A 16,466-nucleotide genomic window follows, 5' to 3' on the forward strand; every position below is an offset into this window, starting at 1 on the left:
TTCTGATTTTAGAGGATCGTACCAAAAACCACCATTTTAAATGGATAATGTAACATCAAGAACAGTATAAGTTTGTGTAACAAGTGAATTTTAAAAAAAAGGTGACTAGAAATTAATTTAAAGAAAGTAATTAAAGAAGGTAGGGTTAATGTCGAGTGTCCTGTTATAGGTATAGTAACAAACAAGTTAATTAAATAATTACTATGAAAACTCTAACAAAATTACCAACGTTTTTTTTAGCTATATTAAGTGTCTTCTTTCTTTTTTCGTGTGAGCAAGAGGCTGAAACGGAATCAGATATGGTTTTGGAATCAGAAATAGCCAAAGAAAATGAATGTCCAAATCCTAGTTTTGAAATAAAGACCTTTGAAGAAGAAAATAATTATGATATTTTATTAGTTGCTGCCCCTATTGAAAATGCAACTAGTTATGTATGGGAAGTAACTACTGGCAGCGAAAAACAAACATTTGAAAAAGATAGTAATACACTTGGTTGGGGTCCAAAAGAAGGGGATACTACATTTTGTTTGTCAGTGATTACCTCAGATTGTTCAGGTTCTGAAAAGGTTTGCCAAACATTTACAAGAAATAGGATGCTTGATGAAGATGCAGAAGTTTGTCCAGCAATAGAATTAACTGTAAATAATGGATTACCAGTAAAACAAGTAAATTTTTCAGAAGTTTCTGAAGCTAGAATTACTAAAATACCAGGAGCTGTATCATATGAATGGACCGTAAACGGAGTTGAAACGGAAGATTTTGAATTTGATTTTGATGACTTTAAAATTGACGAAAGATTACTTTCGGGACCTACAGGTAAAACAGCTCGTGAAATTATTGAAACTTTAGAAAATTCGTTAACTATTAGGTTTGATCGTTTTGAAGATGCCGAAATTTGTGTAACCGTGGTAACTGATGCTTGCAAAGAAGGTGTCACTGTTTGCAAAGATTATAAAAAATCTCCTCCTGTTGATTATTGTGCAATCCCTGATTATTTAATTGATTTATCAAAAGATTTATCAAATATGATTGTTACGCTAAGGAATTTTTCTGGAAACCCTAATTTTAAAGTTTGGACAGCTATTTTAACAACGGCTGATGGGGTGTCAAAAGAATTTGAAATAAGAAATGGTACTATTTTTAATTTAGAACTAGGGATTTACGAAATTTGTGCAAACCCAATACCTGTGACCTGTCCGGAGGGAACATCAATTTGTAAAAAAATTGAATTAACTCAAGAAATCTTAGATCAAATTAAGGAAGAAGCTAAAGATGATACATTGGGGCATATCAGAATAAAACTTAAAGAAAAAGAAGCAGGTTTGTACATTCCAATATACGCCAAATAGTATCGCGTTTTTAGAATATTAATTATTTAAAATTGCAAATGGAATTAAAAAAAACCGAGTAGTCTCAGGACTGCTCGGTTTTTTATATTTATGGTAGCGCCATAGTGAAATTGTTTGTAAAAATTAAATTTCTATTCAAAAAGGTTCTTTTTAGCTTGATGCTTCCACAAATACTACATTAACGTAGCTGAGGTTGCGCCTATTCAAAACGAAAAGGAGTGTAAAACTAAAAAAAGCGGTACCCTAAATTGATGCCCCAGTTGATAAAAAAATCAGGAGATGCTTTTTCAATTTTAAAATTACGACCCACATTAGCGCCAATATCTACGCTAAATCCATTTTTAGTTAACCATTTCATTCCTCCTCCAAAACCAATTCCAAGATCGTTATAATCATCAAGTTTGTCGCGTTCGGTAGTGCCTAAAAGTTTGGTGTCATCATTGCCAGTGGCATATTGTAATAAGGCTTCAATGTAAAATCCTTTTTGTCCATATTCGCGATTGTTATAAAAATACTGACGAAAAAAAGGAGCTATTGAAAAAGATCTAAAGTTATCATTGGGTTTATTGAATCTGAAAAATGAAGCTATACCTACGCCTGAGGTGTTTCCTATAGCGTATTCGTAACTAAGTTCAATTGCAGGAGTAACTAAGGCAGATAGCGCATCAATTTTTATTTCATGCGCCTTATCAGTTTGCGACCAACTTATTATGGTGTTCATGAAAAATACAAAAGCAAGAATTTTTTTCATAGTGTTAGTTAATATCGGCAATGATACAATTAGCTTTTTTTGAAAAACAGCATTGTTCTTAATTAAAATCTTAAACAATTGAAATACTTTTTTATTTGATCATTATTACAGCAAACATTTTTTTAACTAATTTATCTCCGATATTTCGGAAGTGAGTTCTGCAATTTTCACAATCACCTCACTGGCTTTTTGCATGCTTTCTACAGGAATGTATTCATATTTGCCATGAAAATTATGACCTCCTGCAAAAATATTTGGGCACGGAAGTCCCATAAAACTCAATTGAGAACCATCAGTGCCGCCACGTATTGGTTTTATAAGCGGTTTTATTTTTAAGGCTTCCATTGCTTTTTTCGCAATGGTCATAATATGCATATTGGGTTCAATTTTCTCCTTCATGTTGTAATACTGATCCTGTATTTCAATTTCAAACGTGCTGTTTCCATATTGGTTGTTTAGTTCATCAACAAGCGCAATCATTACTTGCTTTCTGGCTTCAAAATGTTCTTTTTCATGATCGCGTATAAGGTACTCTAAAGTCGTTTTTTCCACGCTTCCATTAATAGTGTGTAAATGAAAAAAACCTTCTCTGTCCGAGGTGTGTTCTGGGGTTTCCAGGCGCGGTAACGAATTGATAAAATCTTGCGAAATGAGCATGCTGTTAACCAGTTTGTCCTTTGCGTAGCCAGGGTGTACAATTTTACCATTTATGGTGACTACTGCTGCAGCTGCGTTAAAATTTTCATATTCTAATTCGCCAATTTGACTTCCGTCTATGGTATAAGCATATTCAGCACTAAATTTTTTTACGTCAAATAAATGAGCGCCACGACCAATTTCCTCGTCGGGGGTAAACGCAATCCTGATTTTGCCATGTTTTATTTCAGGATGGTTTATAAGGTGTTCGGCAGCTGTAATAATTTCTGTAACTCCAGCTTTATCATCAGCGCCTAACAAGGTTTCTCCGTTAGTGGTAATTAAAGTTTGACCAATGTATTGTTTTAAGTCGCTAAAATAAGAAGGAGAAAGAATGATGTTTTTATCTTCATTTAGTACGATGTCCTTACCATTATAGTTTTCAACAATTTGAGGCTGTACCCCTTCAGCGGTAAAATCAGGTGAGGTGTCATAATGAGCAATAAAACCAATGGTAGGCGTGGGTTTAGTTGTAGTAGCAGGAATAGTAGCCATAATGTAACCATTGTTGTCAATAGTAACTTCTTGGAGTCCTATGGTATTTAATTCTTCAATCAGTAAATGTGCTAATTTCCATTGTTTTTGGGTACTGGGAGTGCTGTCACTTTTGGGGTCACTTTGTGTGTCAATACTAACGTATTTTATAAAGCGATCAATAATAGCTTTTTTTGAGAACATGATGTCGATTTTATATAGTAAAGATACAAATAGTCCATATTTTTAAAATTGAATTTAAGTGGTATTGCAGCTTAAAAATAGTATTTTTGCAAAAAAAAAATCAATATGTATCAAACGTTAATTCGTCCGCTATTATTCAAGTTTGATCCCGAAAAAGTACATTACTTCACTTTTTCTTTAATTCGTTTTTTAAATAAAATTCCTGGAGTTCCGGCTATATTTAGAGGGTTGTATAATGTTGAAAATGAGCGTTTGGAGCGTAAGGTATTTGGGTTAACGTTTAAAAACCCAGTAGGTTTGGCAGCAGGGTTTGATAAAAATGCGGTTTTGTACAATGAGCTGGCAAATTTTGGATTTGGTTTTATTGAAATTGGAACAGTAACCCCCAAAGGACAGCAAGGGAATCCTAAAAAGCGATTGTTCCGCCTACAAGCAGATGAAGCTATAATTAACAGGATGGGGTTCAATAATGAAGGTGTTGAAATAGCTATTGAACAATTAAAAAAAATAAAAAACAGCTTATTATAGGTGGTAATATCGGCAAAAACACAGGGACAGCTCCCAAAGATTACACCCAAGATTATTTAGAGTGCTTTAATGCGCTACATCCTTACGTGGATTATTTTGTGCTTAACGTAAGTTGCCCCAATGTATCCAGTCATGCCAAATTGAACGATAAAGAATATCTGGAAGAGCTAATCGGTGTAGTGCAACAAGCCAACAAAACCTTTGATAAGCAAAAACCTATTTTGTTAAAAATTGCTCCTGACCTAAATCAACATCAGTTGGATGAAATAGTAGCACTCATTCAGGATACAGGTTTGGACGGAGTGATTGCCAGTAATACATCAACATCGCGTAGTAATTTAAAAACTTCAGCATCGCGATTAAAGGAAATTGGAAATGGAGGGTTAAGCGGAAAACCATTAAAAAATAAATCAACGGAGGTAATCCGATATTTATCTAAAAAAAGTAAGCAATCTTTTCCAATTATAGGAGTGGGGGGAATTCATACTGCAGCTGATGCTATTGAAAAACTGGATGCAGGAGCTATGTTGGTGCAAATTTACACTGGGTTTATTTACAGCGGACCGCAATTGATAAAAGAAATAAATAAAAAATTACTAAGTAAATAATAGTATTATCAGGAAGATTTAATCCGTTAAATGATATTATTTTTAGAATTAAACGGGCTCATATAGGGCTAATGGGAGGTCAAAAGATAGGAAAAGTATTCCCCATAATTTTAAGGTTTACAATCGAAAACTCACCACTCGCAGATCTCAATTTACCACCGACGACTGACAGCTTTCTCCAAAAAAATGAATGATTTATGAAGCCGTATTTTTTTGATTTTTTCACTTACTAAAACGATGTAATTGACTTTTTTTTGACAGAAAAACACGGTAAAAAACTGTAAATCACTGGTATTTTTATAAGAAATATTAATTTTTTATGTTAATTTTTTGATTTTTTTTACGCTTTCGCGTTTATATTTTGTTTTAATTTAATTTATTTAAAATAATGACAATCAATTAATTAAGGTTTATTCTTAAGGTATTTAACAAAAATATATTTTTTCTTACAGTAGTAATAGCTACCTAGAATTCTTGCGGAAGCCGTTGATTTTGTGTTGCGTAAATCTTTTTTTCTTACATTGATAGCCTATAAACCAACTAAGTGTATGATCAAAATTTTACGTTATGAAACTATTTCTACTCGCCTTTTGTATTTCCAATTCAATCTTTTCCCAGCGTTTTGTAGATTTATCTGACAGCCTTTCCAGTATTGATCGCGGAATGGTAATAAATGGAAACGATTACTCATCAAAAGAACAAGTAATTATCAATACATCTTCAATGAGATTTATAAAGCCAGCCTATGTTACTTTTTACAATGTGTTGGTAAATGTTGATGCCCCTATAAAAGGAAAGGGTAAATTTAAACTAGAAGGGAGTTCGCGCATTTTTATAAAATCGAAAGATGGGAATGTCGGAAATAGCAAACTGGTTTCAAAACAACCTTTTGGCGAAGAGTTTTTGTTAGATCAATGTACTTTATTTAAAAAAGTGCCACGAGGAACCAAATACAGAATTTGGTACTTAAGCGGTAAAGAATTTTTAAAGGGATACGTTGGTGATGGTCAATTGATACGTCGGATGTATTACACTGTTAAATTAGGAAATCGCTTTTTGGACAAGCAGCTATTTACGGATTAATACTTGCTAAAAGAGTTGCTAACACAGCTTCAACACCATTATTGTCGTTGGTTAAGGTGTGATATTTTGCCACCTTTTTAACATTTGGATGTGCATTTTCCATGGCGTAACTAAAAGATGCTTTTTTTAGCATTTCTAGGTCGTTATTATAGTCACCAAATGCCATGGTTTGCGCTTTGGTAACGCCGTGTTGTTTTTGTATTTGAGCAATGGCATTTCCTTTGTGTGATGAATCCTGGGAAATGTCAATCCATAGTTTACCCGAAATTTTAATTTGCCAGTCATTTTCAAGGTGTTTTACAAATGGATAAATAAATTCTTCAGAACCATCGTGATGACATAATGCAATTTTAAAAAAATCGTCGTCAGGCAGTTCGGAAAAACTGTTCAAAACCATATACTCAGTATAATATTCCGCAATGGTATTTTGAAATTGTTCCGATTCGTTTAAAATGTAGGCCTTATTTTTTCCACAAACCACTAAATGAACACCGTCAATATCAGTGCATAGTTGCAATAAGTTTTCAACATCAGCTTGCGAAATAGCGTTAACATATAATTCTTCGTCATTTTGTACAATGTAGGCTCCATTTTCAGCTACAATAGTAATATGTTCTTTAATTGCGGAAAGTTTGTCTAAAATACTGTGATACTGACGACCACTAGCAGCTACAAAATGAATATTATTAGCTCTTAACGCTTCAAACTGTTTGAAAAATAAATCACTCACTTGGTGCTTTGAGTTCAAAAGTGTGCCATCCATATCGGTAACAACTAATTTTACGTCAGATAAATTCATTTTTGTTAATTTAGTGAAATACAAATGTACAGTTTTGTAAACCATACAAACGTTATCCGTAAATTATCTTTAATGCATTTTTTTCAAAAAGAAATTCGGCTGAAAGCTTACCGCCGCGGTTTTCATTTAATTACTACCGAAATTGAGCGAGCCATGCCTGAATTTTCTCAAATTAAAATAGGTCAGCTTCAAGTATTTATTCAGCATACTTCGGCAAGCTTAACCATAAATGAAAATGCCGATCCTACCGTGCGCACCGATTTTGAAAGTCATATGAATGTTATGGTGCCGGAAAATGCACCTTATTATATACATACTTATGAGGGACCCGATGATATGCCAGCACACATAAAAGCTTCGTTAATTGGTGCTTCGGTACAAATACCAGTAACTAACGGGCAATTAAATTTAGGAACATGGCAAGGTGTTTACCTTTGTGAGCATCGAGACTATGGAGGTTCAAGATGTGTAGTTTTAACACTTTTTGGTAATTAATATTATGGCTAAGTTAAAATTGATAGAATGTCCAAGGGATGCCATGCAAGGGATAAAGCAATTTATACCAACTGAACGTAAATTACAGTATTTGCAAATGTTGGTAAATTGCGGGTTTGATACCTTGGATGTTGGTAGTTTTGTGTCACCTAAAGCTATTCCGCAAATGGCTGATACTAAACAGGTATTGGAGCAGTTGGATTTGTCCACTACCACAACCAAATTGTTAACCATTGTTGCAAATGTTCGGGGTGCATTAGCGGCGGCGGCAATGCCACAAGTGTCATTTATTGGATTTCCCTTTTCAATTTCGGAAACATTTCAAATGCGAAATACTCATAAAACTATGGCGGAATCGCAGGAAGTATTGCAACAGATTGTTGAAATAGCAGCTCAGGCTAATAAACAAATAGTAGTGTATATAAGTATGGGGTTTGGTAATCCTTACGGAGAACCTTGGAATCCAGAAATTGTAAGCAAATGGATAGCTAGCATTGCAAAAATGGGAGTACGTATTTTATCATTGAGTGATACGGTGGGGTCATCAGTTCCTGAAACTATTACTCAATTGTTCTCTACATTAATACCTAAGTATCCTAAAATAGAATTTGGTGCCCATTTACATACATCAGCAAGCACATGGCACGATAAATTAAATGCGGCCTACAAAGCAGGATGCCTGCGTTTTGATGGTGCCATCCAAGGTTACGGTGGATGTCCCATGGCGGGAGATGCATTAATAGGTAACATGCCCACCGAAAAAATGATTTCTTATTTTACCACTCAAAAAGAAGCATTTAATGTTGATGTTATGCGCTTTGAGTCAGCACACAATCAGGCAACTATATTATTTTCTGAATACCATTAATGAGAGTTTTTAATATAAGAAATCGACTTGTTTTTTCGACATCACATTCTTTATTAATTAAATTTTATAATTAATGAAAAGATCATACAAAGGACTAGGTAGTACTTTAAATTTGTAATCATTAAAAATTTTCGCTTCAATTATGCCGTAGCATTCTGTGGAGCCCAATGGGTGCATAGCATTCCAGGTGCTGCAGCTTGTGGGTTTGCGCAATCACTTTCGTGGAAGCGGGTGCAGGTAACACAATTTCTGTCATCTTTAAGGGTAGCCTTCATGGAAAAATGATCACAGGTATAATTGTTACTTACCGCAACCATATGAATTTTACAAGCGCCTTCTTGGGTCAAATTTTCGCAGTTAATACAACTGTTTCCTAATCTAATAGCCATAACGTATTTTTTTAAAATTAATATACCTTTAAAATACAGTATAATACGCTTAGAAACAATTTAAATAAATAGACTATTTATTGCTTGGTAATGGTGTTTTTTTGTAAAATGCGGTCTAAACCCAATTGAAAAATAGTACCCTGAACCAATTCGTACATTTCGTTAAGTTCCTTATAACTCATAGCAAAAGTAATTTGCTCAGCAGGAGTTTCCAGTAAAATAGATCTACAATTATTGCTAGCCTTACAACTTAAGCATACCGAAGGTCTTTTTAACGCTGCAGTAATTTGTTTGGAAAATACCACAAGTTCTTTATAATTAAGATACAAACCCGTACGATCAAATACCAATTGAATTTTATCCAAGTGCTTGGTTTTTTTCCATTTAAATGCAATGCCAAATGAATTGTTGTAAATAGTGATGATATCCGTGTCTTTCATGTCTATTAATTTTTAAATGTGATGTAATCAATTTCGTGCCCTTTTACAAAAAAGTACTGGTCAGCTGTACGCTTAAAAACCAGCTTTTTTATTTCTTTAAATTCTTGTTGGTTAAACAGCAAAAGTAAATTTTGTTGTGATGTAGGTATTTGAATGCTACGAGTAGTGGCATTATGGCACTGTTCTAAATTATTTTTTTCATCAATAAATTCAAGATAACCTTTAAAGCTTTCAAATTCATGTTCAGTAAATTCAAATGCAATATTGTTATAAATTAAATGGTATAAATTGGTTGTATTGCTTTTGTATAGCTTGCCGGCTCGCGTACGCGTTATTAGTGATAGGTGATGACACATGGACTTTATTGTTTTTAATTATTCCAAATAATAATCAAATTTAATATAGATTGATTCTAAATAAAAAGAAAAAGTTAATTATTTTTATTCAGAATTAATTAAAATAAATAGCAATTGAAATACATATTCGTTTTGTTGGGTGTTTTATTTGAGCGTTTTTTTTGGAAAGCAATGTGTTGTTTCAAATAGCAACCTCTCCATTTAAAATGATTTTTATGTGCTCATTTCTTGGCAAAAAAGTCTTAAGTCTTCGAGTAATTAATAATCCATATTCGTATTACTTCTAGCGAAAGCGAAAAAAAGTTGAATTATTTGAAATTGAAGTAGCAATAGCGCTAGATTTTAAGGTAACATTTAATGTTCGTGATGCTGACTAATATTTACTTTATTTTTTCAAAATTATTCTAGTAAATTTGAACTGGAACTAATTTTATATTTAATGAATATCAAAAAAATCATAGGTGGAGTGGTCGTATTAGTATTGGTGGTACTTCAGTTTTTTGTCAAAAAGGATAATATAGCTTCCTACGAAAGTGTGGCTAAGTTTGAAGCATCAGTTAATTTACCTAATGAGGTAAAAGCGATTTTTAGGGAATCCTGCTATGATTGCCACAGTAATCATACAAAATATCCGTGGTACGCCTCTATTGGAGCAATTAATTTGATGATTGATCACCATATAGAAGAAGGAAAGGAACATTTAAATTTTTCGGAATGGGATAAATACCCTGAAGCTAGGCAATTGCATAAATTGGCCGAAGTGCATGAGGAAGTGGAAGAAAATGAAATGCCGATTAAGGCATATAAATTAACTCATGGAGACTTAACTGCAAAGCAAAAGCAAACCTTATTGGAGTGGTCAAAAAAGTTTGAGGAATAAGAATTATTTTTTGATAAGTATAGTAAAACCCAATAAATAGTGTGTATTTGTTGGGTTTTTAGCTATATAATTAATTTTTTTTCAAAAAAATTCAAGTATAAATTAGAATATGAAATTAGTTTACTTTTATTTAGAATAATTTAAAATAAATGTTGTTTAGATTGATTATGGATAATATATTTGCAGCATCAACTTAATTATTCATATTAAATCTAAATAAATGAGATTAGCAAATATTTTAAAAATAGGATTTGTAGCTACAGCATTTGTTGCTTGTAGTTCTGATGACGATAGTCCTAGAGGAGCAAATCTTGAAGTGCCTGAAACTTATGTTTTTGAACGTAATGGTGAGTCAACAGTAAGTTTTGGTGGTCAAACAACTCGTTTGTTGCAAGGTGACGAAATATTAAAAGACTTATTAACTTTTGGAACAACAGAAGCAACGATTGACAGAAAATTTGCTGATGGCGAAGGATTTTCGGAAGCAACACTTAATAGCGATAAAAATATAAGAGGTAAAGTAGCGGAGTCTATTGATTATTTTAAGGATGCAAATGGGGGGATACTTACTGATAAGCAAACGCGGGTTGTTGAATATTTTGATAGTTTAATACAAAGCCAAGTAGATACTTTTTTAGGCGCATTTACAAGTAAAGAAGAAGTGCCAGTGGCTAAAGAAGGTGAGGCAGGTATTTTAGGAAAACGTTATGTAAATGCAAAAGGCTTGGAGTACAATCAGGCATTTAACAAAGGGTTAATTGGTGCTTTAACTTTGGATCAAATCATTAATGATTATTTAAGTTTAACTGAAGGTAGTACTATTCAAGCGGCAAATAACGCAGAAACTTTAGAAGAAGGTAAAAATTATACGCAAGCTGAACATTTTTGGGATGAAGCTTACGGATATTTATACGGAGCTTCTGATGAGGATGCATTAAGTAATCCGAATACAAAGCATTTGGATAGAGATAATATTCCAGATAAATTTTTGTATAAATATGTGCAAAGAGTAAATGAAGATGCAGATTTTAATGGTATTGCAGCTGAAATTTTTGAAGCTTTCAAAACAGGGAGAGCAGCTTTGGTAGCACAAGACTATGAAAGAGCAAAAAAAGAAGCGGATTTTTTACGTCTAAAATTATCAGAAGTGGTTGGAATTAGAGCCGTTTACTATTTACAACAAGGAAAGGATAAAGTGAAAGATGGTGCTACTGTGGATGATGGTTCGGCTTTCCATGATTTATCTGAAGGTTTTGGGTTTATTTATTCATTACAATTTACGCAAAATCCAGCTACAAATGAGCCGTATTTTACAGCAGAGGAAGTGGCAGGCTTTATTGCTAAACTTGAAAAAGACAATGGTTTTTGGGAATTTACTAAGGATCAATCAGTTTTAGATGAATTATCAGAAACTATAGCCGCAGCATTTGAGTTTACAGTCGCACAGGCTAAGTCCAATGATTTGGCACAATAAAAGATTGAAAAACATCAAAATTCTACTGGTTTATCGTTAAAATTTTGGTGTAAAAGAAATGTTAACAATAAATGAGTTTTGTTTAATTCAATAAGTAGAATTCTTACCTATATTTGCATAAATTTTTTTAAAATGAAAAAAGTATTTGTTTTTTTATTATCAGTTAGTTTTATCGTTGCTTGTAGTGATAGTGAACCGGGAGTAGGAGGTAGTACTGAAATAGCTTTTGATAGAGCAGGGTTGTTAAAAAGTTTGGTGAATAATCATTTTATCTCAGATTTTGAAGATTTTGCTGCGGAAACAGAAACAGTAAAAAATTTGACAAATACATTTACTGCGACGCCTACTCAGGAAAATTTAGTCACCCTGAGAGCGGCTTGGGTAAAAGCATATAAAGTGTTTCAAACGGTGGCTCCTTATGATTTTGGTAAAGCTTCCGATATTTCTTTTTATTTTAATTTAAATGCACATCCGTTAAATGTTGATGAAACTAAAACAAATATTTTAAAACCTGCTTTTGTAGCTAAGGATTTGCAAATTTCAACAAATCAGGATGCCCAGGGATTACCTGCTATGGATTACCTAATTAATGGTTTGGCTACATCCGATGAGGATATTGTTGCTTTTTATACTGGCGCTGACGCAGAAGATTATAAGGAGTACCTTACTGCAGTAGCAACACGTATGGATACGTTAACCGATGAGGTGTTGGCAAATTTTAAAAGTGAAGCTTTTAATAGTGAGTTTACCTCTAATACTTCAGCAGCAAAAACAGGAGCAGTGAATGTTTTTGTAGATCGATTTATTGTTTATTTTGAAAGAAGATTACGTTCAAGTAAAATAGGCATTCCTGCAGGGGAAATGGACAGAGATAAACGTCCAAATCAAATAGAAGCCGTATTTATGCCTGAAATTTCCAGAGAGTTAGCCTTGGATGCTTTGGAAAATACCAGAGAAATTTATGAAGGTGTTACTACTGATGAGGTAAGTTTATCTTCTATTTTAGTATTGCGCGGGAGGCAAGATTTAGATACACGAATTAAAAATGAATTTACAGCATCGCGCGAAGCTATTTTAAATTTAAATGAAAACTTACAGCTGCAAGCAACTACGGATGCAGCAAAAATGTTACAAGTAAGATCAGTTTTGCAAAAGTTAGTAGTGTCGCTTAAAAATGATTTAATATCAGAATTAGCACTAGAAGTAATTACCGCTGATAATGATAGTGATTAATATTAATATAACTAGTGCTAAATAATTATTTACATACCAATACAAAGGCAGCTCCATTAGCTGTCTTTCGTTTTTTGTTTGGTTGGCTAATGTTGGCTAGTACCTTGCGTTTTTGGTTTAATGGATGGATTAAAAGTATTTACATTGCCCCTAAATGGTTTTTCACCTATTACGGATTTGAATTTGTAAAACCGTTAGGGAATTTGACTTACTTATTGTTTTTTATTATTGGAGTAACTTCCGTGGCTATTGCCTTAGGGTATTACTATAAATATGCTATTGTTATTTTCTTTTTAAGTTTCACTTACGTAGAATTAATTGACAAAACCACCTATCTCAATCATTATTACTTTGTAAGTTTAGTGAGTTTTGTACTAATTTTTCTGCCAGCAAATGTTACATTTTCAATTGATGCCAGGAAAAGCACAGTAAGTAAAAGCGAAGTTCCAAGGTGGACCATTGATGTATTAAAATTACTAATTGCTATTGTTTACGTGTATGCGGGAGTAGCTAAATTAAATTCGGATTGGTTGTTGGAAGCCTTGCCTTTAAAAATTTGGTTAATAAATAAGACACACTTTCCTGTTATAGGAACGCTATTTCAGTATGAATGGTCAGCTTATGCTTTTAGTTGGTTGGGCATGTTGTATGATTTGACTATACCATTTTTTTTGATGTACAAACCTACAAGGAGGTTTGCTTTTATAGCAGTAGTTATTTTTCACATGCTCACCTATATGCTGTTTCAGATAGGGATTTTTCCTTTTGTAATGACCTTAGCGGTGTTCGTTTATTTTAGTCCAGCATTTCATGAAAAATTAATACACGTTGTTTCGAGCAAAATAAAACTCCTCAACGTGGCTAAAAGTAGCGTATTTGAATTCTCAGCGAAAGCGAAAAGAATAATATATCCAATTTTAGGTTGCTTTGTAATTTTTCAGCTGGTTTTTCCTTGGCGTTATTTATGCTATCCAGGCGAGCTATTTTGGACAGAAGAGGGCTATCGATTTTCATGGCGCGTAATGTTAATTGAAAAAATGGGTACTGCTGTTTTTACAATAAAAGATCCTATTGACGGAAAAAGTTTTAATATTAGAAATGCTGATTTTTTAACCCCATTTCAAATCAAACAAATGGCAACCCAGCCTGATTTTATTTTACAATATGCACATATGCTTAGGGATCATTATAAAAAAGAAGGGGTTAAAAATCCCGAAGTTTATGTGGAAAGTTATGTAACATTAAACAGAAGATTAAGCAAGCAGTTTATAGACCCCAAAACCAATTTAGCAAATGAAAAAGATTCTTTTGCCCCAAAAAAATGGATATTACCTTTCAATGGAACAATCAAAGGCCTTTAGGTTAACCCTATTATTTTTAACAATCAGTCAATTTATTTTTGCTCAAAACTTACTTGTTGGTAAAGTATTGGATGCAAAAACAAATAATCCCATACCAAATGTTGAAATTTACAACAACAGTGTAGGTAAAACGGTATACAGTGATAATTTAGGGGGGTTTTCAATAGCTCTACTTGATATGGATCAAAATATTGTAGTCATAAAATTAGGGTACGAAATTCAGGAAATGACTGTAAATGCTTCCAGTAATCAGCCACTCACAATTTTATTAGCACCTTTGGCGGAGAGTTTGAGCGAGGTAGTTATAGATCAACAACAAAAAAAGATTTTTGGGATTAAAAATTTGAAAGAAGTTGAGGGTACCGCAATCTATGCAGGTAAAAAAACCGAAGTGGTACTTGTGGAACAGCAGATAGCCAACAAAGCTTCGGGAAATGCTAGGCAGGCTTACAGCCAGGTGGCAGGGTTAAATATTTATGAAAATGATGATGCCGGTTTGCAGTTAAACATTGGAGGTCGTGGTTTGGATCCCAACCGAACGGCTAATTTTAATACACGTCAAAACGGCTATGATATTAGTGCCGATGTTTTAGGGTATCCTGAAAGTTACTACACGCCACCATTAGAAGCGTTGGAGGAGATTCAAATTATCCGTGGAGCGGCTTCTTTGCAATACGGAACACAATTTGGAGGATTAATAAATTTTAAATTAAAGTCGCCTAATTCTACTAAGGAACTGGAATGGGTGTCGCGTATTGGGGGGGGATCTTTTGGACTGCTAAATGTTTTTAATAGTTTTAGTGGTACAAAAGATAAATTTAGTTATTATACTTTTCATCAATTTAAAAAAGCAGATGGGTTTCGACCTAATTCTGAATTTGAATCGCAAAATTTATATGCCAATATTGGTTACCAAGCTACTGATAACACTAAAATTACGTTTGAGAGTACGTATTTACGATACTTGGCAAAGCAAGCGGGTGGATTAACGGATAGGCAGTTTGATTTGGATCCTTTATTCAGTAACCGAAACAGAAACTTTTTTTTAGTGGATTGGATTTTACTAAATGCAAAAATTGAACATGAGTTTAGTGCTAAAACCAGGGCAAGTGTTAATTTATTTTCCTTAAGCGCGCAACGAAATGCGCTAGGTTTTAGAGTGCGACGCGCATCGGTTGAAGATGACTTAGCTCAGCCAAGAGAGTTGATTATTGATGAGTTTACCAATTGGGGAGCTGAAGCTAAAGTGGTTTCGGAATACTCATTATTTAATAAAAAATCAATTTTTTTAGTCGGTGCTAAATACTACCAATCTAAAAATAAGTCACAACAAGGTATTGGAAGTTTGAGCAATCAACCGGACTTTGTTTTTAGAAATTCTGAATTCACGGAGTCCGCCTTACCAGAATCAACCTTTGACTTTCCGAATTTAAATTTGGCAGTCTTTGGGGAGCATATTTTTCGTTTTTCCGATAACTTTACAGTAACACCCGGATTTAGGTTTGAATATATAAAAACGGAAGCAGATGGGTTTTTCATAAATAAACCATTGCAAGCAAACGGTATTGTTGATGTGGATGGGATTACTGAGACACCCGAAGAACGAAAAAATGAACGCACCATTTTATTATTGGGCCTAGGGGCTAGTTTTAAACCTAGTTTGGCATTTGAGGCGTTTGCAAACATTTCTCAAAATTACCGATCTGTCACCTTTAATGATATCCGTATAGTTAGTCCTAATATTATTGTTGATGAAGATATATCCGATTCCGATGGTTATACTTTTGATATGGGAGTTAGAGGGACTGTGAAAGATATTTTTAGGTATGACGCGAGTGTTTTTGCTTTAATTTATAATAATCGAATAGGATTGACAAGGCAGTTACCTGAGTTTGATTTTAGAAGAATAAGAGGCAATTTGGCGGATGCTACGTTATTTGGAATAGAATCTTTGGTCACTGTAAATTTTAGCAACTGGTTTTTTGCCAATAAAAATTTCCACTGGCAGCATTTTTTAAATACTTCTTTTATTGAATCAGAATATACCCGTTCAACATTAGAAACAAGTAGTTCCAGGGTAGGGAATGAGGTGGAGTTTGTGCCTAAAGTAAATTTAAAAACAGGTATTGAGCTGGGCTACAAAAATTTTAAATCAAGTGTGCAATATACTTTTGTTGACAGGCAATTTACGGATGCAGACAATATTACTTTGGCCGATAGGTTTGCAGGTGATGGTACTATTGGTGAAATTCCGGCATATAGCGTTATGGATTTTTCAGCGGAATACAGTTATAAAAATTGTAAGCTAGAAGCAGGAGTGAATAACTTACTGAATGCATCCTATTTTACAAGGAGGGCTACGGGATATCCTGGGCCTGGAATTATACCCTCGGCACCAAGAAACTTTTATGCCGTTTTACAATTCAAATTTTAGTTATATTATTTTTAAGTTGAAATGTTTAATTTTACTACTAATAT

15 protein-coding genes and 1 pseudogene are annotated in these 16,466 nt (G+C 33.6%); 10 read left to right on the forward strand and 6 right to left on the reverse strand.

Features of this window, described 5'->3' with window-relative positions; genetic code table 11:
• The first annotated feature begins 203 nt into the window (after nucleotides 1-203).
• A complete protein-coding gene (locus tag GMC_RS0116850) occupies nucleotides 204-1,349 on the forward strand; it encodes a hypothetical protein (protein ID WP_010523259.1) in 1,146 nt (381 codons plus the stop codon).
• Nucleotides 1,350-1,575: 226 nt separating this feature from the next.
• Here the strand turns inward: GMC_RS0116850 and GMC_RS0116855 are convergent, their stop codons facing one another.
• Together GMC_RS0116855 and pepT are read right to left on the reverse strand one after the other, a co-directional pair.
• Nucleotides 1,576-2,100, reverse strand: a complete 525-nt coding sequence (locus GMC_RS0116855; RefSeq protein WP_138940665.1) for a DUF3575 domain-containing protein — start codon at nucleotides 2,098-2,100, stop codon at nucleotides 1,576-1,578.
• Nucleotides 2,101-2,226: 126 nt separating this feature from the next.
• The gene (pepT, locus tag GMC_RS0116860) at nucleotides 2,227-3,474 is read right to left on the reverse strand and encodes a peptidase T (protein WP_010523261.1); all 1,248 of its coding nucleotides are present in this window, start codon (nucleotides 3,472-3,474) and stop codon (nucleotides 2,227-2,229) included.
• Nucleotides 3,475-3,579: 105 nt separating this feature from the next.
• Here pepT and GMC_RS20220 point away from each other — a divergent pair.
• Both GMC_RS20220 and GMC_RS0116870 read left to right on the forward strand, forming a co-directional pair.
• Nucleotides 3,580-4,610, forward strand: a pseudogene (locus GMC_RS20220) (quinone-dependent dihydroorotate dehydrogenase).
• A 567-nt stretch (nucleotides 4,611-5,177) separates the two neighbouring features.
• On the forward strand, nucleotides 5,178-5,693 hold the full coding sequence (locus GMC_RS0116870) for a hypothetical protein (RefSeq protein ID WP_010523264.1): 516 nt from the start codon (nucleotides 5,178-5,180) through the stop codon (nucleotides 5,691-5,693).
• On the opposite strand, the gene GMC_RS0116875 is transcribed toward GMC_RS0116870, so the two are convergent.
• The gene (locus tag GMC_RS0116875; protein WP_029489869.1) at nucleotides 5,683-6,492 is read right to left on the reverse strand and encodes an HAD family hydrolase; all 810 of its coding nucleotides are present in this window, start codon (nucleotides 6,490-6,492) and stop codon (nucleotides 5,683-5,685) included. The two genes, GMC_RS0116870 and GMC_RS0116875, sit on opposite strands and share 11 nt — an antisense overlap.
• Nucleotides 6,493-6,564: 72 nt before the next feature.
• Here GMC_RS0116875 and GMC_RS0116880 point away from each other — a divergent pair, with 72 nt between their 5' ends.
• Nucleotides 6,565-6,987, forward strand: coding sequence for a secondary thiamine-phosphate synthase enzyme YjbQ (locus tag GMC_RS0116880; protein ID WP_029489871.1), 423 nt, complete (start codon nucleotides 6,565-6,567; stop codon nucleotides 6,985-6,987).
• A 4-nt stretch (nucleotides 6,988-6,991) separates the two neighbouring features.
• Nucleotides 6,992-7,855 carry a hydroxymethylglutaryl-CoA lyase-like TIM-barrel protein gene (locus GMC_RS0116885; RefSeq protein WP_029489872.1) on the forward strand — a complete coding sequence of 288 codons (864 nt, stop codon included), beginning with the start codon at nucleotides 6,992-6,994 and terminating at the stop codon, nucleotides 7,853-7,855.
• Nucleotides 7,856-7,995: 140 nt separating this feature from the next.
• Here the strand turns inward: GMC_RS0116885 and GMC_RS0116890 are convergent, their stop codons facing one another.
• The 3 genes from GMC_RS0116890 to GMC_RS0116900 form a co-directional block, all read right to left on the reverse strand.
• On the reverse strand, nucleotides 7,996-8,244 hold the full coding sequence (locus GMC_RS0116890) for a hypothetical protein (RefSeq protein WP_010523268.1): 249 nt from the start codon (nucleotides 8,242-8,244) through the stop codon (nucleotides 7,996-7,998).
• A gap of 77 nt (nucleotides 8,245-8,321) precedes the next feature.
• Entirely contained in the window at nucleotides 8,322-8,684 is a 363-nt protein-coding gene (locus GMC_RS0116895; protein ID WP_010523269.1) for a hypothetical protein, read from the reverse strand.
• A 5-nt stretch (nucleotides 8,685-8,689) separates the two neighbouring features.
• Complete coding sequence (locus tag GMC_RS0116900) at nucleotides 8,690-9,040, reverse strand: DUF6686 family protein (protein WP_010523270.1); 351 nt, start codon at nucleotides 9,038-9,040, stop codon at nucleotides 8,690-8,692.
• A gap of 439 nt (nucleotides 9,041-9,479) precedes the next feature.
• Here GMC_RS0116900 and GMC_RS0116905 point away from each other — a divergent pair, with 439 nt between their 5' ends.
• The 5 genes from GMC_RS0116905 (at nucleotide 9,480) to GMC_RS0116925 (ending at nucleotide 16,422) form a co-directional block, all read left to right on the forward strand.
• Nucleotides 9,480-9,920 carry a heme-binding domain-containing protein gene (locus GMC_RS0116905; RefSeq protein ID WP_010523271.1) on the forward strand — a complete coding sequence of 147 codons (441 nt, stop codon included), beginning with the start codon at nucleotides 9,480-9,482 and terminating at the stop codon, nucleotides 9,918-9,920.
• Between the two features lie 220 nt (nucleotides 9,921-10,140).
• Nucleotides 10,141-11,394, forward strand: a complete 1,254-nt coding sequence (locus GMC_RS0116910) for a DUF4856 domain-containing protein (RefSeq protein ID WP_010523272.1) — start codon at nucleotides 10,141-10,143, stop codon at nucleotides 11,392-11,394.
• A gap of 132 nt (nucleotides 11,395-11,526) precedes the next feature.
• Nucleotides 11,527-12,627 (forward strand): imelysin family protein, encoded by a 1,101-nt coding sequence (locus GMC_RS0116915; protein WP_010523273.1) that lies wholly within the window; start codon nucleotides 11,527-11,529, stop codon nucleotides 12,625-12,627.
• A gap of 14 nt (nucleotides 12,628-12,641) precedes the next feature.
• Nucleotides 12,642-13,988 (forward strand): HTTM domain-containing protein, encoded by a 1,347-nt coding sequence (locus GMC_RS0116920; protein WP_010523274.1) that lies wholly within the window; start codon nucleotides 12,642-12,644, stop codon nucleotides 13,986-13,988.
• Nucleotides 13,966-16,422 carry a TonB-dependent receptor domain-containing protein gene (locus tag GMC_RS0116925; protein WP_010523275.1) on the forward strand — a complete coding sequence of 819 codons (2,457 nt, stop codon included), beginning with the start codon at nucleotides 13,966-13,968 and terminating at the stop codon, nucleotides 16,420-16,422. The genes GMC_RS0116920 and GMC_RS0116925 overlap by 23 nt, the downstream gene beginning before the upstream one ends.
• The last annotated feature ends 44 nt before the right edge of the window (nucleotides 16,423-16,466 follow it).

Origin of the sequence: Aquimarina agarivorans, assembly GCF_000218485.1 — a bacterium.
Classification (GTDB): Bacteria; Bacteroidota; Bacteroidia; order Flavobacteriales; family Flavobacteriaceae; genus Aquimarina; species Aquimarina agarivorans.